The sequence below is a fragment of the Candidatus Protochlamydia phocaeensis genome, assembly GCF_001545115.1.
In the GTDB taxonomy this organism is placed as follows: domain Bacteria; phylum Chlamydiota; class Chlamydiia; order Chlamydiales; family Parachlamydiaceae; genus Protochlamydia_A; species Protochlamydia_A phocaeensis.
In genome coordinates, this window is sequence record NZ_FCNU01000022.1 from 1 (window position 1) to 22,288 (window position 22,288).

Consider the following 22,288-nt stretch of genomic DNA (forward strand, 5'->3'; position numbering starts at 1 on the left):
TGAAATAAGTGTTCTATTAGTTGCCACTCCTCATCCGATAAATCGCTAGAATATTTCTTTCTCATTCAAAATCCTCTCATGAATCCTCATAAAGGATAATTGAAAATAAGGTTTTTTAACAGGCTCTAAGAAGCTAGCCGATCATATTGGATTAATAAAGTATTTTATTTGTGACTATAATAGGCAATTAAGAGCCTTACCTGTTTAGCACTATCTGCTGAACCTTCTTATTTTACCTGATAGAATTTCATCCAGACAGACTTAAGACGCTTGCATGCGTTGATGCAGGCAAGCTAGAAAGTGGGGCGATAGGGCGCGCAAAAGTTTGCTTCGTGGATGTTCTTCCTGCTCTTTTTTTAACATCTCTAAAATGTGCTGGCCCTGGTGCTGAATCTCCGAGAGGGGAGTGGGAATAAAACGGATGCCATTGCAAACGGGATGGAGAAAATAGCGCTCGTACATGGAAACAAATAAGCAGGTCAATAAATGAATATCTGCATAAAGTTCTTCTTTAAATTCTTGCAGAGCTTGTTTTGTGTAAATATTTAATTTTTGCAATAGCTTGGCTTCTGTCCAAAAAAACAAGAGAATTTCTTCTGGATGAATCCATTTAAAGTCCGGAGGGGTGTAAGGATCCGTATGAGTGGAAGGCAGAAGTTTATAGCTATAGAGGGTATAATACAGCGCATAAATAAGAAGTTTAATGCCGATTAGAATATGCGAAATTTCGAAATTGGGATTGAGGCGAAAAAGAGGGTCAGGGGTGGGGCCTCCATGAACGATTTTGCGCCGTACATTATAGAAATCGTCTACCCATTTCCAAAATATTTCCAAGGGATTGCTATGTTTCAAGTGAAGCAGAGGGCGTAGCTTATGCTTAAAATCGGCAACCGTTTGCTTATCGTTGATGTCAAATAGGGCTTCAAAGCTGGAGGCTAAAAAAATGACGTCTTCCGGCTCAAACAGCTCATCGGAAAAATGAAGCCCTTTTTCAAATAAATTGACAAAACGTTGAAAAAAACGATCGACTAAATAACGGACAGAGCGGATAAGACGCTTATAAGCGTGGATAGTCGATTCGGAGTGGGTAGGCGGATCTTCGTAAATTGCTGAGAGCGTCTTACCTAATCCCTTGCAAATCTCTGGATCAAATAGATGAATGCAAACCGTTTCTTCTCGGTAATTCTCGTCAATATGCAAGTGCTCCCAATTTTGCCTAGATTGAATAAATTCTAAAGACGCAGGAATAATTTTACGGAAGGCATTAAAAGAGGGAATTTCATTACTGTAATACAAATCTTTAAAAATGCAGGCAAAATATAAAAGATAAAGCGAGTCAATTAAAACATTTTCTCTTTGATCATGAGGAATGTTATTGGCAATGGATAAGCAAGTCGTTCCTTCCGGACTCAGCTTCATTGTATTAATCCAAGTCGGCTGCTCTTGCTTAATCTTAGCTTTAATTTGTCCGATTGTTTGAAGATAAGCCTGAAAAGCTTCCTGATAATCAGCTTCAATATAGTCTTTATACTTGGAAGCTGGCCAAAAAATGACTGATCCGAACTGAATGCTTGATTCTTGGGCCAATTCGACAAACGGTAAACAGGCATAAATTTGAAAGTGAGTCGCTTGCGCATGTTTGAGCATTGTGATCTCCTATTTTTGCTGTTTCTATGCAAAAGTTATGCCAAAAACGACCCTGTTTTGAGAAAATAGATTAAATAGAGCGTAAGCGGTTCTTATCTCCTTTTTAGAGGCGACAGCAGATCTTAATATCTATTGATTATGGAGGAATAAGAAAGCCTAAAATAAAAAAGGCAGACCTTGCGGCCTGCCTTTTAAGACTTCTTACCGAGGTAAGAGACGTCTTAGTTCACAATCAAGCTTTCTTCTTGTGTAATTGGATTCTTAATGAAATCCGAGCTTACTTGTACTTTTGGACGTAAGTCACCACGGCCATTTGCCTTCACAGTGACATAGTACTCAAGTGTTTGACGAGGAGCAAGATTTGGGAACGGAGCAAATGTAACGGTTTGACCATTAAGTTGCGCTGCAGATGCACCAGATGCATTGACTGGAACTAACTCAGCTGGGAAGTTAATGGTTACGTTAACATTTGAATCGTACTCTTGACCTTTGTTTACGACAGTGATCTTAAAGCGTGTTGTCTCACCGACGCAAATTGGGTTATCTGAAGTTGTGATGCAGATATCAAGAGCTGGACGTCCTTTCCAGTGTGTACCAAACTCGCAGCAAGAATTGCATGCTTCGCAGTCTGTTACATTGACTCTGTTGACGAAGTAACCAGGAGTGCAAGTTGTCAACGTAACGTTGAAGTTCACTCTTTCGCCTGGCTTCAGTTCTCTTAGCTTCCAAACAGCTTGTTTTCCACAAATGTTAGCGCCTGGAGCTGCAACGATGCTTGTTGCAGAAGGTGCTGTATCTGTTACAACCACTTCATGCAAGGATTTGTCACCTGTGTTAACAACTGTGATTTGATAATCAGCATTTTGGCCAACTGGAACTTCTTTTGGTCCAACTTTTTGACATTCAATTGCGCAGCAGCAAACACATGTGCAGAACTCACAAGATGTTTGGTTAGCATTGCATGCTGATACAACGGCTGTGTTGCAGATTTTGCCGCGTTTGCAAGCAGTAACTGTAAAGTTCACTTTCTTTGTTTGGCATGGCTCTAAGCAACCAAGCTTGAAAGTAAGAGATTTTTGGCAGCTTGGATGCTCAACGCCTTCTGGAAGGTTGTCAACGACAACAACATCTTCAGCTGTGCATGTTCCAATGTTTGTGACAGTGATCGTGTAGTTGATTGGATCGCCTGGGCAAACTTCAGCCGGACCGCACTTTTCGCAAACAAGGACTGGTTTAGCGCACAAGAGGGCGCAGAAAGCAACAGGTGTTGCCTTAACGCAGAAGCATGTGCATAGATCGCCTTCTCTTTCGCATTTTAACCAAATTCTGGCTGGGACAGTTTGTCCTTTATTGATATGGCCAAATTGCCAAACGAGATTGCGGCCTTCTACCCTAGCTTCTGGCTGGCTTCTCATGTAAGTCACGCCTTCTGGAAGAGTCGTTGTAATGAGAACTTCGCAAACATCGCAGCAAGCTGTGATTTCGAGATCAAGAGGATATTGATCGCCGAGAATGCACATATTGGGATTTTTTGCTCTAACTGTTACACCATTGCAGCAGCATTCGCCTGCTGGACCGTATTTGCATGGCTTCAGAGGAGCTGCGCACTTAGGTGGGCAATCTTCTGGGCATGGAGGTGGGCATGGTGGCGCACAAACAGGCTTGCAAGGGGCTGGCGCACATGGAGGAGCGCAAACAGGTTTGCAAGGTTGTGGTGCTGGTCTGCATGGCTCTGGGCATGGAGGAGCACAAACAGGTTTGCATGGTGGAGGGCATAAAGGTTTGCATGGCTCAGCGCATGGAGGCGGACATGCTGGTCTGCATGGCTCTGCACATGGAGGTGGGCATGGTGGCGCACATGGAGGAGCGCAAACAGGCTTGCATGGCGGAGGACATACGGGTTTGCAAGGCTCTGGACAAGGCTTGCATGGTGGAGGACAGACGGGCTTGCAAGGCTCGCAGATCGGCTCGCAAGGCTCGCAACAATCGTCACTGTAACGGCCAGAACCGGAACAGCCTGTCCAAAGCAGTGCCGAAACACCTAAAAAAATCAACGAGGCTAATATTCCTAGTTGTTTTCTCATTAAAGACTCCTTGTGTTAAGGTCTTGGTTGTACGAAGATTTTATAGATAATTCTCTTTGACTTTTAATCTTTTGGCTAGTATGGTTACATGCCCTATACATCTCATGAATGGCTTAACGAAGGGAACTGCAGATTTTTTAAGACACTTCTTAGCTTCTCATTATTCCACTCATGACTCGTATTTGATTGCGAAACAGTTAGCAGGTGTCATGTTCGCTTGAATACTTCGCATTCACATAGGACTCATCAGTTGTCTAATGTGAGCTAGCGTCCGACTCTCCCCATCACACAGGTCTTCTTGCTGCTTCTTATGAAGGCAAGTTGGATTTGCTAGGCAGAGGAACATTACGTTCCCCCGCTTTTAGGTTTCGCATGCTATGGCATGCAAATTGCATATTAATAGCAGCAGTTGTTGTCGTAGTATCTTGGCTCACACTTAGGTGGACAGCAAGGCTTTGGACAGCATGGTCTTGGTTCGCAGCAACGTGGCTTTGGCGCGCATGGCTCACAGCAATCGTTTTGATCGCAGCAGCAGCTTGTTAAAGAAAGAACGAGGGCTGCCATAAAACCGAAACCTAAAAATTTTCTCATACAATACTCCTGTTAATTTTAGAGTTTAAAGGATAACTATTCATTTTCATTTCTAGTTTACCTCTTTCTAGATCGACCTTTCTCCTCATGCAGCACATGTTGATCAGGAGTCGATTAACAAAAAAGGATTTAACTCCTTTACATAACCCTTAGGAAATAATTCTTCCAGAAGATTTTTTTTATCAAGTTAAGTTTTTGAATAAAAAAATGTTTAAGATCTTAATGACCAATATGATATGAAATGCTTAGAGGAGAGAAAAAATTTTAAATAAAATTTAGTGAAAAAAACTTGAATTAAAAGATGAATTAGATTTTAAGTCGGCCTTGCCAGCCTAATTTTTCGCGAAGAGTTGAAAAGTACTCGTGACGAGATAAATTGACTAAGCAGAAGTCGTTTGAGGAGCGAGTAATTGTAAAAATCTCATTTGTAGATAAACTAAAACTAGATATGCCATCATAAGAGATTTCAACAGGCAAATGTGAGCTTATATATTTCACCTGAATATCTTTTCTTGGCATAAGGACAATAGGGCGATTAGAAATTGTGTGAGGGCAAATGGGGGTCAGAATAAATGCTTCGAGTTCCGGAGTGAGAATAGGGCCGCCGGCAGCTAAGGAGTAAGCTGTCGATCCGCTTGGAGTTGAAATAATGATTCCATCGGCAGAAAAAGTATTGAGATAAACCCCATCGACATAGATAGCCAGATCGATCAAGCAGGGGTTTTGCGCTCGATGAATGACGACTTCATTTACAGCAAAACAGGTGTTGCCTGTGGTGGATTGCCCTTCCATCATAAGGCGGTTCTGCAAGCTATAGCGGCCGTCTAAAAGGTCTTGCAAGCTTGGATAAATGTCGTCGATAGGAATGTCTGCCAAGAAGCCTAGGCTTCCTAAGTTAATTCCGAGCAGGGGAGCTCGTAAATTGGCGTGCCGATGAATGAGGCGCAGGATTGTTCCGTCGCCTCCCAACGAAATGCGGAAAGTAATTTTGTTTTCTTCCACTTGAGATAAAGGCGTTGCCCCAATTGTTGCTGCATGCCTATCCTCAGCTACCACTTGAATGCCTTTAGCATAGAAGAATTGGCAAATATCCGCCGCAATGCCAAGAGAAGGGGCTTTGCTCTCATTGGGGAATAAGGCAATTATCATAAGTTTAAATTAGCTCCACTGTTTATACTTGAAGAGCTTTGGAAGATTTCAAGTTAAAATGGGACAAAATTTGCTTGGCAATTTTATCAAGTGTCAAACCGACTTCGTTCAATAGGTCTTGGTTACTGCCATGGTCAATGAAGGCTTCAGGAATGCCTAGATTTAACACTTGTACGTTGTTGAACCCTTGGCGCATCAAGAAGTTGTTTACAATCGATCCCATTCCTGCAGCGACTGAATGCTCTTCAATGGTCACGATCTTGCTATGCGTCAGCAATAAACGGCATAACAGATCGGTGTCTAGAGGCTTGATGAATACGGGGTCCATGACAGTGGCATCAATTCCCTCTTCTGCGAGCAGGGCCCGGGTTTTTAATGCCGTTGCATTCATATGGCCTAAGGCGATGATAAGAATGTCTTTGCCTTCTACTAAAACTTCTCCCTTGCCAAGCTCTCGTTCTTTTAAAGGCTCGTCCGCGTCTTCTGTGGCGAGATTGGGATAGCGGATGGCTGTCGGACGCTTCCAGGAAAAAGCGGATTCCATTAATTCCTTTAATACTTGCCCGTTGCGCGGCTGCGTAATGATCATATTGGGCATGGCATTAAGAAAAGAGATGTCATAAATGCCATGGTGGGTCGATCCGTCAGGGCCTGAAATTCCCGCCCGGTCGATAGCAAAGACGACCGGCAGCTCTTGCAAGCAGACATCATGGAAAAGATTGTCGAACGCGCGTTGCAGAAATGTGGCGTAAATCGAGGCCACTACCTTCATTTTTCCACCGTAAGCAATGCCGCCTGCAAAAGTGATGGCATGCGACTCTGCTATTCCAACATCTAAGCAGCGGTCGGGAAAGGCTTTCATAAATTCATCTAAACAAGATCCGGCCGACATGGCAGGCGTAATCGCAACCACGCTTGGGTCCCTTTCAGCCATTTTTAAGAGATGGGTGCCAAAAATTTTGGGAAAAGTGGGTTTCGTGGTCGGGTTGGGTAAAAATTTTCCTGTGTCGCGGCTAAAAGGCTTGGCGCCATGGTAAGAAACGGGATTTTTAATAGCTTCGTCCATTCCTTCGCCCTTTCTTGTCAATACGTGAATGACAACCGGCCAGCTTGAATCTTTGACGCCTTCTAGAACGTCGATTAATTTTTTGACATCATGCCCATCAATCGGGCCGATATAAGACAAGCCGTATTGCTCGAAATAAGCGGCAGGGCTTACTAAATTCTTTAAGGATTCTGTGATCTTGTGCCCTTGCTGGGAAAGGATAGGCCCATAGCTGGGGATTTTAGAGACAAATGTATCCAATTCTTGATAAATCTTGTTCGTCGTCGGGTTGCTCAATAAACGGCTAAGGATATGGGTGATCGCTCCGACATTCTTTGAAATGGACATGGCGTTATCATTGAGAATCACGATAAAGCGCTTGAGTTCTCGAGAAATATTGTTAAGCGCCTCAAGAGATAAACCGCAGGTAAGTGTTGCATCGCCAATAATGGGAATGACATATTCCTGGCGCTTAGTTAAATCCCTATTTTTGGCTACTCCCAGTGCAAGGGAAAGAGCCGTCCCGGCATGGCCGGCATGGAAATGATCGTGGATGGATTCTTTGGGATGGCAAAAGCCGCATAATCCCTTAAATTGACGAATTTGGTGAAAACGATTGTTGCGCCCTGTTAAAAGCTTGTGCACGTAAGTTTGATGGCTGACGTCCCAAATGAATTTATCTTCTGGCGAACTGAATACTTTATGCAAGGCCAGTGTCAATTCAACAACTCCCAGATTGGAAGCTAAATGTCCTCCATTGACAGAAAGAACTTCGATAATCCGTTGGCGAATTTCAGTTGCTAATTGATTCAATTCTGCCAACGAGAATTCTTTGATATCCTGTGGTGAATGAATGGAGGAAAGAAGTTGCGTCATTCTAAAAGTCCTTTAATAAATCATTTGATCCTAATTTCATCAGGAATAAAGTTAAATCATATAGCATTTCCAAAATCTTAGCTATAAAACAACCCATTAATTTTATTTCAAATAAAAAATTGTAATTATTTTGAAATTAAATAATTTAATGAACAGTGTGAGGTGATTAATGAAATGCAAAAAAGAGAGAAAGAGGAAAGAAATTAATCTAATTAGAAGGATTTACTTTATAATCTTGGGTCAAAGGTTTGTCGTCGCTTCCGAGCATCAGTTCGCCACTTCTATTTTTTACAAGGATCTCAATTTTGCGCTCAGCCTCATTTAAGCGTTTATTGCAAATCGCAATTAATTGATCAGCCTCTTCATAGAGCTTAAGGGATTCGTCAAGGCTAATCGTACCGCTATTCATGCGCTCAAGAATAGTTTCTAAACGTGCTAAGGCAGCTTCAAAGCTAATAGTGTTCAGATCTTGTAGAGTATCGTTATTCACTGGGGATCACTTCATTAATGGTAATTAAGGCTTCACCGTCGGATAATAGGAGTTTAGCTTGCTGTCCTTTCCTAAGCTTACGTATTGAATTTATAACGAAAGGATCTTTTTCTGCAAATAGAATGCTATACCCTTTTTGCAGAAGAGTCTTTGGGTCGATGGCCGCTAATAAACGCGTGAGGCTCAAAAGCTTTTGCTGATTTTTTAAGTGATGGTCTTTAGCCAATTGTCCGATTCGAAGGGAAAATTGCTTTCCGTCAAATACATGACGTCTATGAAGATGCTTATTCATCCATATTTGCTGCAATTTATAAAAGCTTTGGTGCAAATGTTTTTGATCTTGCCATATTTGATTTTGCATGCGCTGAGTTAAGGCTTTCTCCCAATCTCTTAGCCGATTGCGCAAATGCATTAATTGATTGGTTGGCTTTAAAGCGACTGCCTGACGAGTAAAAGACTCTAAACGGTGCCGCTTGAGTTGAAGCTGTTGCTGCATGGTTTGGTCGATATCTTGACGGCAATCATCTAGCTTCTGCATGCGCCACTCTAATAAAAGGCGAGGCTGGGTAAAGAAAGGATGGCGGCTTAACGCTTCTAAACGGTAGCGGTTCTGGTGAACAAGATGCTGAACAGTCTGCTGCAAGCGTCGCCTGACCGTGCGCAAATGCTCCAATTGTTGCGCTTTTTCAGCGATGACAATTTCTGCTGCCGCAGACGGCGTCGGGGCGCGCACATCGGCGACATAATCAGCAATGCAATGGTCGGTTTCATGTCCGACTGCGCTGATGATGGGAATCTGGCTATTAAAAATGGCCTCGGCAACCCTTTCTTCATTAAATGCCCATAAATCTTCTAGGCTGCCTCCTCCGCGGCCGACAATCATGACATCCACTAATTGATAGCGGTTGAATTGCTCAATGGCTTGCGCAATTTCTTGTGCGGCTCCTTCACCCTGCACTTTGACCGGATTCAAAATGAGATGGAAGCCGGAAAAACGGCGAGTGAGCACATGGAGAATATCTTGAATGACGGCGCCTGTCGGACTTGTCACGACACCGATTCGGCGCGGCAGATGCGGAAGCGGCTTTTTATGAATGGTCTTAAACCAACCTTTTTGGTGGAGCTTGATTTTGAGCTGCTCAAGCTTTTGCAACAGCTCGCCTAAGCCCATGTAGGCAAGTTCACGGATGATAAGCTGATAGTTGCCCTTTGGAGGATAGACATTCAGCTCTCCTTTGACCACCACGTGATCGCCTGCTTTAGGCATGACCTTTAAAGAAGAGGCATCTCCTTTAAACATGACAGCTGTAATTTGCGCATTGGCATCTTTTAAGGAAAAATAAAGGTGCCCTGACGTTTGCAGCTTAAAATTGCTGATTTCTCCTTGCAAATGAACAAAGGGAAAGGTGGATTCCAAGCTCAACTTAATGGCATGCGTAAGCTGGGTAACTGTCAAAAGCGGGGAAGTCGGGGCTTGGCTATCCATAAAATTATCGCATGTTTTTCAAATGCTATCGCCTTTTCTCTTTTCAAAACTTGAAGCGAGAATCTTAGCAGGAATGCAGTTTGTACTAAATCAAAAAAACTCAGGTTAATTTTTCAAACGCATTAAGTGGGCAGCGAAAGCTTGGACGATAGGTATAGTATATAGTTCATATTTTATGTTTGCCTCTTTGCTTTTTTTTATTGAGTGTAATAATGGAAGTGAATAAGTTTAGTAATAAATATTAATTTTTAAATATTAAGGTTTTGTAAAGAAGATTAATTTATAATTTATAAGGAAAAATTTAATATGGTATCCAGATCTGGTTGTTACTCCGTTGATCCCAGAGTTAATTCGAACGATGGAATGAATTCGGCAGGTTCAACAAAACGAAGCTTTGAAGACAGGAACAGATGCGTCGTCCCTGCGTTAAATTCTCTTTCCCAACAACAAGTAGATGTCAGTCCTCCTAAAAAGAAAATAGCGCGCCATTTTTCTTCCGCTCAAAAATCCAGGGATTTAACTTCCGATAAAACAGCTAAGCCTATTTTTCCGTCTTCAATTAATTCTGCTCCGGCATGTGAAGAAGACGCAAGCCACATCTCTGAGCAAGGCTCGACTTTTCGGCATACGCCCACTTCTCTTGAGATTCTCCCCCGGGTGGCATATGATGAGGGAACGGCTAGCATTCAGACCCTTCATTTTAGCAATGGAGATACGTATATAGGACCTCTCGAGAGTCATAAATGCCATGGGCAGGGAAAAATGTTTTTTAAGAGTGGGGATCGCTATGAGGGTGAATTTAGCAAGGGCAAAATCCATGGGCAAGGAACGTATTATTATTTGAATGGAGCTGTTTATACCGGAACGTTTGAGCGAGGGAGAAGACATGGCAAAGGGCAAATAACCTTTAGGCATGGCGATATCTATGCAGGCGATTTCTGGAATGATGAATTGACCGGCATAGGCGTATTTACCTTTGCCAAAGAAGAGCATAGTGTGAGCCGTTATGAAGGACGAGTGCTCAATGGACGTCGAGAAGGAAAGGGGACATGTATCTATAAAAATGGAACGGTATTTGCAGGGCTGTTTGCCAATGACCAGCCAAATGGAAGAGGAGAGTTCACTTATCCTAGTCAGATTGTTTATAAGGGGGAAGTGAAGAATGGCTTAAAGCACGGCAAGGGAGAAATCCTTTATCCCAATGGCGATCGTTATGAAAGAGAATTCGTTGATGATAAGCCGGGCAAGACAGGCAAAGTCTTCTATGCCAATGGCCATTTTTATGAGGGAGAATTAAAGGGAGAGGCTAAACACGGAAAGGGCCGCTTGACTTATCCCAATGGAATTATTCTTGAAGCAGAATTTCGTCAAGATCTGCCTGAAAAGACAGGGACGCTCTTTTATCCGGATGGCAATGTGTATGTAGGGGAAGTCATAAACGGTTGTCCACATGGAAAAGGAATCATGGAGTGCAAAAACGGAACTGTCTATGAAGGGGAATTTTCCCACGGAGTGGCAGAAGGAAAGGGCGTGTTGCTTTTTGGCGAAACAACTCGCTATGAAGGCTATTTTAAACAAAATAAGTATCACGGAAAAGGCACTCTTACCATTAAAGGAGAAGTCTATACAGGCGACTTTGAAAACGGCCTCAAGCATGGAGAAGGGCAATTGATCTTAGTTTGTGGAAATATCTTGCAAGGCCAATTTACACACGGGCTGCATCCTACCTATGGAACAATCAAATTCACCAATGAGAGTATTTATAAGGGCGATTTAGCCAATGATCAGATGCATGGGCAAGGGACGCTCCTGACTGCAAATGGTGATGAATACAAAGGGCAATTTTTCCAAGGAAAAAGGCATGGCAAAGGAAGAATAACCTATAAGCAAGGAGAAATAGCCAGCTATGAAGGGGACTTTAAAGAGGATTGCCGCTGTGGCGAAGGGGTCTTGACTTTTCGTAACGGAGAAATTTTTAGGGGAAGCTTTATTCATTAACGTCCTTTGACACCCTCTAAGCGCAAGGGGATTTGCCTTGCGCCCTCTATCCCTGGCATTTATCGCTCCATGCTAGCGATTAAGACATTACTCTCTAAAACCAAAATAGCGTAAAACGCGAATGAAATGGTTTCGCCGCGATAAAATATGGGCTTGAATCGGGCTAAATTTTTGCTGGTTTAAAAAGTTCGGACAAACTTCGTCTTGCTGGCTAACCAACCAAGCGTAATGAAAGGTAAACATTCCGCAATTCCATTTGTCATATTGTTGCCGTCCTTTAATAATGGAAGGCGAAAGAGACAACCTTTGCGAAGATGAGGGAGCCGAACCCTGCAAGCCCGGATGATAAAAGTGGAATGCCTCTTGTGTCGCCTGTTCCATTAAAGCTTTCACACCTTCCAATTCTTGCCAAATGAGTTCATAATAATTGACAAGTTGCTGGGTGCGGGGATGGAGCGTTTGACGGAAACGATTTCCAGGTCCGTTGCTATCCAAAAAATAGATTTGTTTGGTTTTTAAATTGACCTGAATAGATGTCCAATGGTTATAAGATAAATTAAAAGGAAGGACGAGGAGAGAAATTCCTTCAGGAATTTGGAGTTTCCATCCCTCATTTTCATAGATAATAAGCTCTTCCATTATTTTGCCAATGACTGAATTTTGAGGCTTATCCGCAAAAATAGGGAGGGAAAGGGAAGAATTTAAGGACGCTTCTATGATGGAATTAAAGCAAGGGAAAAAATAAACAGAGGGGTTTTCTTGGTTAAAATGTCTTCTGTAACATTCCATTTGTGATTCTGTCGCAAGGGTCGTCGACGTTAAGGGGTCTTCTGATTTTTCCTTTACCATCTGGTTAAAAAAACTAAGAACATAAGAAGCAACTAAACGAACAACCTCCAAGAAAGCCGGGAGGGGACGATAGATGTCCTGATACGTCTCTTGCTGAGCCGATAAAGTTAGATTTTTGAGTGTTTTTGGATCCATTAAAGCCAATGAAACAGAGCAAGTAGAAGAAGGAGCGCAAGAAACGGCTAAATTGGAAAAAGAATAAGGATAAGAAAGAAGCGAGCCTAAATTATTATGAAAATTAATCATAAATTTGTTTTGGTTGAATAATGTTATTTAATGTTATATGATTAATATTTATTCATGTTAAAAATATTCTCTTTTGTAAAATTTGTTGGTTTTTCTTTTTTTATTTGGAATAGATAATAAATTTTGTCATTTTCTCTTGAATTTCTCCTCGGAGTGGATTAATATTTTCTTCTAGGATTCCAGAAGCTATTTTTAGAAAAAAATTAAAAAACTACTTTTAAGTTTGATGGGGGAATCCAAGAAGATAGTGAAGAGGCCATGGATGAGGAGCTTTTATGGATCAGCCTAAACGGGCTTTAATTTTGACTGGAAATTGGAAAATGAATAAGACGATCGAAGAAGCTCGGTCTTTTATTGAGCAGCTTATTCCCGTCGTTATTGATAATCAAGCGGATGTGTGGCTAGCTGTTCCTTTTACCATGATTTATCCGCTTTCTCAAGACGCCGATGCATCCCCGCTTGTTATTGGGGCTCAAAATATGAATGACGCATCGGAGGGGGCCTTTACCGGAGAAATTGCAGGGAAGATGTTGAAAGAAGCGGGAGCGAAATTCGTTTTGCTGGGACATTCAGAGCGTCGTCGGCTTTACAATGAAGACAATGCCTGTATTAATCGCAAGGTTAAGCGTGCGGTTGAAGTCGGGCTGCGGCCTGTTTTGTGCATTGGAGAGACACTGCAGGAATACGAAGAGGGAAGGACGCATGAAATCCTTCAGAGCCAGATTGCGGAATGCTTGAAAGATCTTAGCTCAGAACAGATTCAATCCCTCATTTTGGCTTATGAGCCCGTCTGGGCGATTGGTACCGGCCGGAATGCAACCCCTGAAATTGCGCAAGAAGTCCATCATTTCTGTCGTCAATACTTGGCAACGTTATTCTCTGACGAGTTTGCCCAGCAGATTGTCATTCAATATGGCGGATCTGTTAATCCGGCCAATGCAAACGATTTGATAAGCCAACCGGATATTGATGGCCTCCTCGTTGGAGGGGCGTCACTTTCTCTTGAATCTTTTAGTCAAATTGTGAATGATAGTAAGTCAAAAATTCAATCTTAAGGTTTAGTTCCTATGTCATTTCTTTATTTCTTTACCATCGCCCTTTTCATGATTTTATGTGTCATGCTATGCGCTGTCATTCTCATGCAAGAAAGCAAGAGTTCTGGTTTGGGAGCCTCTTTTGGAGGAGAGTCGACAGAATCGCTTTTTGGAACTTCGACGGCCGATGTCTTAAAAAAATTTACAGCTTGGCTGGCTCTGATTTTTTTCATTTCCTGCATTTTGCTTTCGTTGTGGACGACTGCAATGGGACGCACTAAAACAAATGCGCCTGCTTTTACAATGGAACATATAGAGTCGTAAGCCATCAAATGCGGCAAATTTTAGGCCACACCTAAAATTTGCCCTTGCCTAACCTTCTGCGCGCCTGCCTTCCTAAATTTAGATTCACTTGATAAAATTCCTCTAAGATTGATGGCCTGTTTTTTCCTCTAACGATATTTCACTTTGGTATAATGCGATGAAGAAATGTTTAGGCCTATTGGCCATCTTATTTATAAAGGGGCTTTTTGGAAGTTGGGATACATATGAAGGGGAGTAGCTGGTTTTATTTAGCCTGGCTCCTGGAATTGGGGATCAATTTCCAAAGAGCTGCCAAGAGCAGGTGCTGCCACGTTATTTTCGTCAAATCGCTAATCGCAATCCAACCGTGCAAGCAAAGGTCATCGCGATTGACTCTTGCTTATCAGAAGATCCGAACTCTAGCGAGTATCTCTTTTTGAGCGGGTGGGAGAATGAGGGGGATGAATTTTCGAAAAGATAATATTAGCATCCACTATTTTAATGAATATATTCCAGAAAGCCCAGATGACGGATATACAAAACGGGTTGAAAACTATCTATTAAAAATTTTAGAAAACGGAGGGATCGTTTTCATTGGCCATCATGGGCAAGCTTATTATGCCTTTGAGCCTTTTAGAGCCGCTTATAATCATTTGAATTGCGCTAATATCCAAATGTATATCTGCTGCGCTGATGTTCCGCCTTATTCCACTCCCAAAATTTACTTTAATAATCCTTGTTCCAATCAGGAGCTAGATGAATTTTTTGAGTTTATCTACCCGCATATCAGGGAGTTTTGGGAGCTGATAGATGACTGGGAAGTGGAAGATAAAGTGAAATATAAAGACGAGATAGAGCCCGCTTATCAGCTGTTGGATTCCCTTACTCAAGGCTTAAAGACGAATTTTATCTTTTATAAAGATATGCTTCATCTTCCTTACGATGTCATTCGCCATTCAGACGGCTCTCTTCAACTCCATCTAATGGAGACGGCTGAGGCGGCTTAACTGCTAATGGCCGATCATTCGATTTTGCCTGCTGTGTGCAACCTGAATGGGGTGTACGGCCCATTCATTTGCCCTGTAAACAGGTGGGAAAATAACCTCGAATAAAGGCGCCATTAACAGTTTAAGAAACCCTTTAAGATAGGGAAACGCTATTTATGCTTGCTATATTTCTTCTTAATTTCTCTTAAGACGCTCTCTATTTCCTTTTTTCGTCTGGGTGGAAGACGGTCGACATAAAGAACGCCATTGATATGGTCATTTTCATGCATAATGACATGCGCATCAAATCCGACGAATTCTTCGGTGAAAGTCACTCCATCTAGATTAGTGGCTTGTATGGTCACTTTAAGGGGGCGGCTCACATCTTCGCGCAATCCAGGAATGGAAAGGCATCCTTCTTGGCACGTCCAGGTCTCCTGGCTGTATGCCACGATTTTAGGATTGATAAAGACCCTCAGTTCGCCCGGCACAATTGTGTCCTCATCAACATAATGGGGAATGCTTGTAATAAATAAAGATAGGGATTGATGGACTTGAGGAGCCGCAAGGCCGCAGCCATCATTGGCCTCCATTGTTTCAGCCATATCGGCGACAAGCTGACGAATCGTGTCATCAATCTCTTCAACAGGAGAAGTTTTTTTTCTTAAAACAGAATCTCCAAAATAAGCCAAAGGAAGTTTCATAAATAAAACTCTTATTAACAAAATAGATAGTTATAAATCTGTAAACAGGAACAGGCCTTCAATTAAATGATATCATTAGAAGTTACCAAAAAACAAGATTTTAATTGGTTAATAAAAGCGTAAGCGATAAAAGATTGGTCAATTTAAAAATGGACCATTTAACATGCTTCTTGATCAGGATGTTTCTTCTGTTTGTTGCTTGTGCCAGAGCCCTGTTTCCGCGCGTTCTTATCGGGACAAAGATCTTGCGTTTTGCTGCGCCGGATGCCAAGCTGTCTATCAAATTCTTTCCAGTCAAAATGCATTAGAGAATTTCCGCAACCATCCTCTTTTTCAGCAAGCCGTCCAATCCGGTTTAATTGCGAATCCGCATTTATTGGACCAGCTTAAACAGAAAGAAGAAGAAGTTGTAGAAGAAGAAGTGAAGAAATTGCACTTGGACATTCAAGAGATGTGGTGTCCCTCTTGCGCGCAAGTAATCAGTTTGATTTTGCTCAAAGAAAAAGGGATTCGTCGCTGCGCTGTCGACTATACTACGGATTTGGCCGTCATTGAATATTTGCCGCGCCTTATCTCCAAGGAAAGAATTGTCCGTCTGATTTCTAGTCTAGGATATCGGCCAGCTTCTTTGCAGGATCCGCGGCAACAAGCCATTAGCCATACGCTTTCCATCCGTTTTATTGTCGCAGCATTTTTTTCCTTAAATATCATGATGTTTGCCTATCCTATTTATGTAAGCTATTTCCATCAAGACATGGAGGGATATCCGGCCCTGTTCGCCTGGCTGTCCTTCCTAGGCTCCATTCCTGTTTTGGTATATAGCGCATGGCCGATTTGGCGCCGGTTCTATACGGGCATGCGAGTGGGAATTTGGGGAATGGAAGCCTTGGTCGTTCTGGGTGTTTCAACGGCAACGGGATTGTCTTTATATGAATTATGGAAGGGAAGCCCGTATGTCTACTTCGACTCCATGACTGTCATCATCGTGTTTGTTCTTTTGGGCAAGATCATTGAATCGAAGGCCAAATTTTCAGCCAAGGATTCTCTCATTCATTTGACGCGGGCGCTTCCCCGCCGCGGACGCAAGAGAATGGAGACAGGAGAAAGTCAATTTGTCCCCTTAAAGGATATTCAAATTGGAGACACGATTATTGTCTTAAGCGGGGAAAAAATTGTTCTAGATGGGGTTGTGGAAGAAGGAGAGGGTGCTTGCGATGAATCGCTGATGACGGGAGAAGCCTTGCCCATCGCTAAAAAGCCGGGCTCAACTGTCTTGGGCGGAACTTTTTTGCAGCAAGGACATTTGTGCATTAAAGTGACGGCAAAGCCTGAAGAGACGGCGCTTGCGCGCATTATCGATATGGTCGGGCAAGATATTGAACATAAAACGCAAGAAGTCAGGCCTGTTGATAAGATTGTCAAATGGTTTGTACCTTTTGTTTTTAGTTTAGCGTTAGCAATCCTGATCTATTGCCTGTGGTTTGGCGTCCAGGATAATCAACATACCCCTTTGCAAACAGGCATTTTACGCGCTGTTGCCGTTTTGCTCATTTCTTGCCCTTGCGCTATCGGCATAGCCGTCCCATTGGCTGAATCACATCTTTTAAACACGCTGGCCAAATGGGGGGTTATTGTCCGCAATCGAACCTGTTTGTCTTTTTTGGGTAAAGAGACCGTTTTCGTGTTTGATAAAACGGGGACGATAACAGAAGGAAAATATAGTGTTCTCAAAGGCTTAGAGGAGTTGTCTTTTGAAGAGAAATGCCTTTTAAAAGGATTGGTCGTTTGTTCTAACCATCCGGTGGCTGTTGCCCTCAATCAAGCTCTTTTATGTCCGGCAAAGCCTTTTGATCAAATCGAAGAAATCATCGGAAGAGGGATAAGGGGAAAAAAACAAGGCTGTACCTATTTTCTGGGATCGGCTGTGTTTCTGACACAACAAGGAATCGATCTGCCTATGCATCAGCAAAAACACGCCGCCGAGGCCTATACATGGGTATTCTTTGCCCGTAATGACTCATGCCTGGCCGCATTTTTGCTTGGAGACCGCATTCGTTCGGAAGCTAAGCCTCTTGTGCAATCTTTGGCGCCGGTGAAGACTATGCTTGTATCGGGGGATTTATCTCATGCCGTACAAAAGGTGGCCCAAGCATGCCATTTTGACGCTTGGAAGGCCGAATTCCATCCCTTGCAAAAAAGAGATTTAATCGATAATTTAAGGAAAAGCGGAGAAATCGTTGCCATGTTAGGGGATGGCATTAATGATGCGCCCGCTTTAACGGCCGCCCATGTGGGAATAGCCGTTATCTCGGCGACTGATATCTCCATCCAGGTTTCTGATTTACTGCTGACTACAGATCGCCTGCAAGTTCTATCTTCTCTGCGCCAGCTAGCAAAGAAGGCACACCGCATTGTTAAGCAAAATCTTTTTTGGGCCTTTTTCTATAATTGTTTGGGGCTGGGATTGGCAGCCGCAGGAGCGCTTTCTCCTTTATTCGCCGCTTTTGCCATGGTGGTGAGCAGCCTGATTGTCCTGTTTAATGCTCAGCGAATAAAAGCGACTCTAGTATTGCCCAAAGGAGGGATCAGCGATTAAATAACGCCTAATTATGCATGAAGGAATGACGGCTGATGGAAATGTGAAGTTTAGCTTATGGCCGGCAAGTTCTCTCGTCCGTATGTAGGGCTCAATTAAGCCATGACCATAATCGTATTTAAACTCGTAAAGGAGGGTGCTATGAGCTTTTTATTGACCGGCATTGATTCTACTGTTTGTACTTTAACTTCCCATTCTCAGATAGGAGTACAATCTTTGCCCCCGACAAGCGTGTCTCTTGCAGATATGGTAGAAAGCATTGTCCGCAATCCTCTTGCTATTCCTCCTATCATGCAATTAGTGCTCGATCAACCGCAAAGTCCCGATGCATTAGCTCAATTCTTTTTAAATTTGCGGCAATATCCAGCTGATGGATCAGTGATTCAAGCTTGCCAAAGAGCATGTGCAAAAGAGATAGAGGATCTGCCTATCTTTCATGAGTTTTTTGAGCAGCATCCTTTGGAGTGGCGGCATCTTCTGATGGCATTGGATGAGGAAGGGGTAGAGAACTTCCTGAACAAAGCGATTTTACGCAATCCGCGTTGGAAAGAGTGCCTGGCACAAGTCATAGAGAAAATGAAAGAGAACAAGCTTCAGCAGGAATTACCTCTTTATCCCGATCTAGCCGAAGATTGCACCCTATTGCTTGAATTCCTGTCGGAAAAACAAAGAAAGACATTTATCAAATTTTGCGCGACGCATCTTTCCACGGATTGTCTGGCGCTTGTTCTATATAACTTAAACAATGCGGAAATTAATTTAGCCTTAAATCGCTTTATTCGACAAAACCCCCTGACGCGAGGGGATTTTGAAGGAGGAATGCAAAAGTTAATCAATGCAATTTCTCATCACTTCCCTTTTGATGAAGGAATGCACTATCTCTTAGACAAAATTTTACAAAAATATTATTTGAACAAGCGTTACGATACGATTATTTGCAAATTTTTGTCTTTAAGCCCTCAAGCGCGCCTTTATCTATTAGCTTCGATGTCCATTGAAAAACAAAGGGACATTTATCGGCGCTACCGCAATGATTTAACGCATATGGTTGAGTGGATGAGCGGATTGCTTTTAATGGATGTGGATCTAAAAAGAAAGCAGGCGATCTTTAATGCGATTTATTCTTGTATTCGAGAAAATAAAATTTATGAATTCTGGCAGGCTTTAGACGATAAGCAAGCCCCCGCCATTCCTTTTCTGTTTATCTGCGCCAAAAAAACAGACATTCAAGATTTTGCCTGGTATGAAGGTCATTCTGCCGCCGCTCTGCGTACTAGGTTGTTTTCTCATTATATGTGGAATGGTTCGACTAGAGAATTGATGGACAAGGTGCTGGCAGATTCAGAGGGGAAGGGATTGCTCTATGACAATATGCTTGTGGATTTAAGTACGGCATTTGTTCCGGCAGAGTTGATGTCTGTAAAAGTGAGCTATGATCACTTTAATAGCTTGGCCCAGGCAGAGGAGATAGAAGCGGTTTATTGTGAAACAATTGCCAAACTGCCGCCATTTCTACTGGGAATCGCTTGTCAAGATCCAGTCCATCAAGCTGTCTTTCTAAAATTAGCTCGTTATTTGACAGATGAGCAGCTTAGATTTTTAGTTCTATCTATTCCAAATAATCAAGTCTTTGCAGTCATTGAACCATTGACACATAAGCTCAGAAGTGGACAGCTGCGGGTCATTTTGGGCGCCTGCTCTAAAGAACAATTAGACGATTATGCCGATCATAAAGTCCTGCTTTTTAAGCAGGCATACGATACGTTTTTGGATCGCTTGTCCACTTTGCTGCTTAACTTGCAAAGCATTCAATACAATGCCTCCACTCAACCTGAAAGTTATGAGCATTATTATCAAGAGGCTACAAATTTATTGGGGTTTTCTCGGCAATCCCTTAGCCTAAGTATGAGAGAATTAGTTAATTTCATTGAATCGCAAGGAAAAGATTGCACGCTTTCAGAGGAGACGCTTGCGACTTTAAATCAAACGTTTAAAAATTTTGATTCCAAAAAAGGATTGCTTGAAGGCAGCCGCTCGCTTGTTTTCTGTGCATTGGAAACCTTAAAATCGTTCTTAAAAGAGGCTGGCAAGCTAGAAGAAGATTATGATCCTTTTGCGACTATTTATGAAGGCTTTTGGAATTGTTTAAAAAATCAAGAAGTCGAATGTTTAGATATTGGGCCGGAAAGCAAAATTGGAGTGCCAAATATAGGAGAGCTTCAGCTGATCGGAATTAAGACGGACAAAGATTTGGCTCATTTATCGATAGCGAAGGAGAGGCAAGCCTTTTTAGACCAGCAATGCGCAAAATTTAAGCCTCTTTTTGAAAATCTATTGCATAGACATTTAGAACAAGCGGAAAGCTTAGTCGGCACTGAAATGCAGGAAAAACATACGGATGCCATGGAGGAAGAAGATCCCATTGAGAAAACAAGGCGAAGGCTTATTCAACAATGGGAAGACCAGTGGCATCAGCTGTTTACTCTTCGTACGTCTTCCGATAAAGTTCCTCTTTGCATTGATAAATTGATTGAATTTTTAGAGATCCCTGAACAAAATCCTTCCCACATTGTTTTGATTTGTCAAAGCTTGATCAAAGATTTACTAAGCCTGGATAATTTGACTGCTATTCAACGCAAAAATTTAGAAACCTTAGGACTAAATTTAAGCCAATGCAGAAGCCCTATCGAGGCTTGCTCTATGTGCAATGGCATTATTAAGCATGCATTGAAAATCATTCGTAGACGGCATACGCTTGTTTGCCTGCAGTTCTATTGCCGGCAAGGGGAAGCTCTTAAACAGGCATGGGAGCAATTCCGCCTAGAAGGGTTTTATACCATTGACAGCCTAATTAGCTATAAACGCGTATCTAGAAATAATTTAATCAATATTCAAAAACTATTTACATCGACAAATCATTGAGATCACAAGAAAGAAGAGAAAGCATTACGCGGCTTTCTCTTCTTTTATTCAGGACTTAAAAAGATCTTATAGATCCCCTCAAAGAGGAGAAAGATCCTCTTTAATTGAAGCCAATTATTAGCCTGCATTTAATCCCAGTTCAAGATCACTTTGCCTGATTGGCCGGACAACATAACCTCGAAGCCTTTTTCAAAATCATCGACGGCAAATTGATGCGTGATGATGGGAGCAAGGTCTAGACCGCTTTCGAGCAGATGGACCATCTTATACCAAGTTGAAAAAATTTCTCTTCCGTAAATCCCTTTAAGCGTCAGCATCTTGAAAATGACAAGATCCCAATCAATTGTCGTCTGGGGAGGAAGGATCCCTAATAGGGCGATTTTGCCTCCATGCTGGACTTTTTCCAATAGGGTGGATAATCCATTCGGATGGCCTGACATTTCCAATCCAACTGTGAAGCCATATTCCAAGCCGATAGATTTCATAACGGCATCTAATGATTCTTTTTGAATATTGACTGCTTGTGTGGCGCCCATCTTCTTTGCTAAATCAAGGCGATACTCGTTGAGATCTGTAATGACAACGCTGCGGGCTCCTGCTTTGCGGGCCACTGCAGCAGCCATAATGCCGATTGGACCTGCGCCTGTGATAAGAACATCTTCTCCCACTAAGTCAAAGGATAAAGCCGTGTGAACCGCATTACCGTAGGGGTCGAAGATGGCTGCGAGGTTATCCGGAATGGTTGCGGGAAGCTTAAAGACATTTTCAGCCGGAATAGTAAAATACTCGGCAAAGCATCCGGGACGATTAACGCCCAAGCCTTTTGTATTCATGCAGACATGCTTGCGGCCCATACGGCAATTGGGGCAGTGTCCGCATACAATATGTCCTTCCCCGCATACCCGATCGCCAACTTTTAAACCAGTTACGTTTTTGCCAAAAGCGGCCACTTCACCCATGAATTCATGCCCGACAACCATTGGAACAGGAATCGTTTTCTGAGCCCATGCGTCCCATTTATAAATATGCACATCTGTTCCGCAAATAGAGGTCTTGCGCGTTTTAATTAAGACCTCTTGATCTCCGACTGTTGGCATAGGCACATCTTCCATCCATAAGCCAGGTGCCCGCTCCTTCTTCATTAAGCCTTTCATAAAAACCTTTTTAATTTATAAAATTAAATGAATTAGACAATAATTAATGGCTAATTTTAATTAAAAAATGATATTTTTGCCAGAAATTAAGAGAAAAACCCAGTCGATGAAAGAGGTGGGCCGGCATC

General features: G+C 42.4%; 16 protein-coding genes and 1 pseudogene. 8 read left to right on the forward strand and 9 right to left on the reverse strand.

Annotation, left to right across the window (positions count from 1 at the left end):
• Nucleotides 1-115: 115 nt before the first annotated feature.
• Nucleotides 116-208: pseudogene (locus BN3769_RS14720) on the forward strand (IS1 family transposase); the annotation flags it as partial.
• Nucleotides 209-261: 53 nt separating this feature from the next.
• Here the strand turns inward: BN3769_RS14720 and BN3769_RS07495 are convergent.
• A complete protein-coding gene (locus BN3769_RS07495) occupies nt 262-1,647 on the reverse strand; it encodes a hypothetical protein (protein WP_068469169.1) in 1,386 nt (461 codons plus the stop codon).
• A gap of 221 nt (nt 1,648-1,868) precedes the next feature.
• Nucleotides 1,869-3,167: a COG1470 family protein gene (locus tag BN3769_RS07500; RefSeq protein ID WP_228840648.1), complete on the reverse strand. Its 1,299-nt coding sequence runs from the start codon at nt 3,165-3,167 to the stop codon at nt 1,869-1,871.
• Between BN3769_RS07500 and BN3769_RS15040 the strand changes: the two genes are divergently transcribed.
• On the forward strand, nt 3,160-3,645 hold the full coding sequence (locus BN3769_RS15040) for a hypothetical protein (protein WP_228840649.1): 486 nt from the start codon (nt 3,160-3,162) through the stop codon (nt 3,643-3,645). The two genes, BN3769_RS07500 and BN3769_RS15040, sit on opposite strands and share 8 nt — an antisense overlap.
• A gap of 983 nt (nt 3,646-4,628) precedes the next feature.
• On the opposite strand, the gene BN3769_RS07505 is transcribed toward BN3769_RS15040, so the two are convergent.
• The 4 genes from BN3769_RS07505 to xseA all read right to left on the reverse strand — a co-directional run bounded on the left by BN3769_RS07505 (nt 4,629) and on the right by xseA (nt 9,368).
• The gene (locus BN3769_RS07505; protein ID WP_068469171.1) at nt 4,629-5,471 is read right to left on the reverse strand and encodes an NAD(+)/NADH kinase; all 843 of its coding nucleotides are present in this window, start codon (nt 5,469-5,471) and stop codon (nt 4,629-4,631) included.
• Between the two features lie 22 nt (nt 5,472-5,493).
• Nucleotides 5,494-7,392, reverse strand: coding sequence for a 1-deoxy-D-xylulose-5-phosphate synthase (locus BN3769_RS07510; RefSeq protein ID WP_068469173.1), 1,899 nt, complete (start codon nt 7,390-7,392; stop codon nt 5,494-5,496).
• A gap of 208 nt (nt 7,393-7,600) precedes the next feature.
• Nucleotides 7,601-7,882, reverse strand: coding sequence for an exodeoxyribonuclease VII small subunit (locus BN3769_RS07515; RefSeq protein WP_068469175.1), 282 nt, complete (start codon nt 7,880-7,882; stop codon nt 7,601-7,603).
• Complete coding sequence (gene xseA / locus BN3769_RS07520; RefSeq protein WP_068469177.1) at nt 7,875-9,368, reverse strand: exodeoxyribonuclease VII large subunit; 1,494 nt, start codon at nt 9,366-9,368, stop codon at nt 7,875-7,877. The genes BN3769_RS07515 and xseA overlap by 8 nt, the downstream gene beginning before the upstream one ends.
• Nucleotides 9,369-9,674: 306 nt before the next feature.
• On the opposite strand from xseA, the gene BN3769_RS07525 reads away from it, so the two are divergent.
• Nucleotides 9,675-11,366 (forward strand): MORN repeat-containing protein, encoded by a 1,692-nt coding sequence (locus BN3769_RS07525; RefSeq protein WP_068469179.1) that lies wholly within the window; start codon nt 9,675-9,677, stop codon nt 11,364-11,366.
• Between the two features lie 87 nt (nt 11,367-11,453).
• On the opposite strand, the gene BN3769_RS07530 is transcribed toward BN3769_RS07525, so the two are convergent.
• Nucleotides 11,454-12,461, reverse strand: a complete 1,008-nt coding sequence (locus BN3769_RS07530) for a Ulp1 family isopeptidase (protein WP_068469181.1) — start codon at nt 12,459-12,461, stop codon at nt 11,454-11,456.
• 275 nt (nt 12,462-12,736) lie between these two features.
• Here BN3769_RS07530 and tpiA point away from each other — a divergent pair, with 275 nt between their 5' ends.
• The 3 genes from tpiA to BN3769_RS07545 all read left to right on the forward strand — a co-directional run bounded on the left by tpiA (nt 12,737) and on the right by BN3769_RS07545 (nt 14,805).
• Entirely contained in the window at nt 12,737-13,516 is a 780-nt protein-coding gene (tpiA, locus tag BN3769_RS07535) for a triose-phosphate isomerase (protein ID WP_068469183.1), read from the forward strand.
• Nucleotides 13,517-13,528: 12 nt separating this feature from the next.
• On the forward strand, nt 13,529-13,819 hold the full coding sequence (gene secG / locus BN3769_RS07540) for a preprotein translocase subunit SecG (RefSeq protein WP_068469185.1): 291 nt from the start codon (nt 13,529-13,531) through the stop codon (nt 13,817-13,819).
• Between the two features lie 440 nt (nt 13,820-14,259).
• Entirely contained in the window at nt 14,260-14,805 is a 546-nt protein-coding gene (locus tag BN3769_RS07545; RefSeq protein ID WP_068469187.1) for a hypothetical protein, read from the forward strand.
• Between the two features lie 149 nt (nt 14,806-14,954).
• Here the strand turns inward: BN3769_RS07545 and def are convergent, their stop codons facing one another.
• On the reverse strand, nt 14,955-15,488 hold the full coding sequence (def, locus tag BN3769_RS07550) for a peptide deformylase (protein WP_068469189.1): 534 nt from the start codon (nt 15,486-15,488) through the stop codon (nt 14,955-14,957).
• A gap of 163 nt (nt 15,489-15,651) precedes the next feature.
• Between def and BN3769_RS07555 the strand changes: the two genes are divergently transcribed.
• Both BN3769_RS07555 and BN3769_RS07560 read left to right on the forward strand, forming a co-directional pair.
• The gene (locus BN3769_RS07555; protein WP_068469191.1) at nt 15,652-18,084 is read left to right on the forward strand and encodes a heavy metal translocating P-type ATPase; all 2,433 of its coding nucleotides are present in this window, start codon (nt 15,652-15,654) and stop codon (nt 18,082-18,084) included.
• A gap of 141 nt (nt 18,085-18,225) precedes the next feature.
• A complete protein-coding gene (locus tag BN3769_RS07560) occupies nt 18,226-21,006 on the forward strand; it encodes a hypothetical protein (protein WP_068469193.1) in 2,781 nt (926 codons plus the stop codon).
• Nucleotides 21,007-21,134: 128 nt separating this feature from the next.
• Here the strand turns inward: BN3769_RS07560 and tdh are convergent, their stop codons facing one another.
• Entirely contained in the window at nt 21,135-22,160 is a 1,026-nt protein-coding gene (tdh, locus tag BN3769_RS07565; protein ID WP_068469195.1) for an L-threonine 3-dehydrogenase, read from the reverse strand.
• Nucleotides 22,161-22,288: the final 128 nt, after the last annotated feature.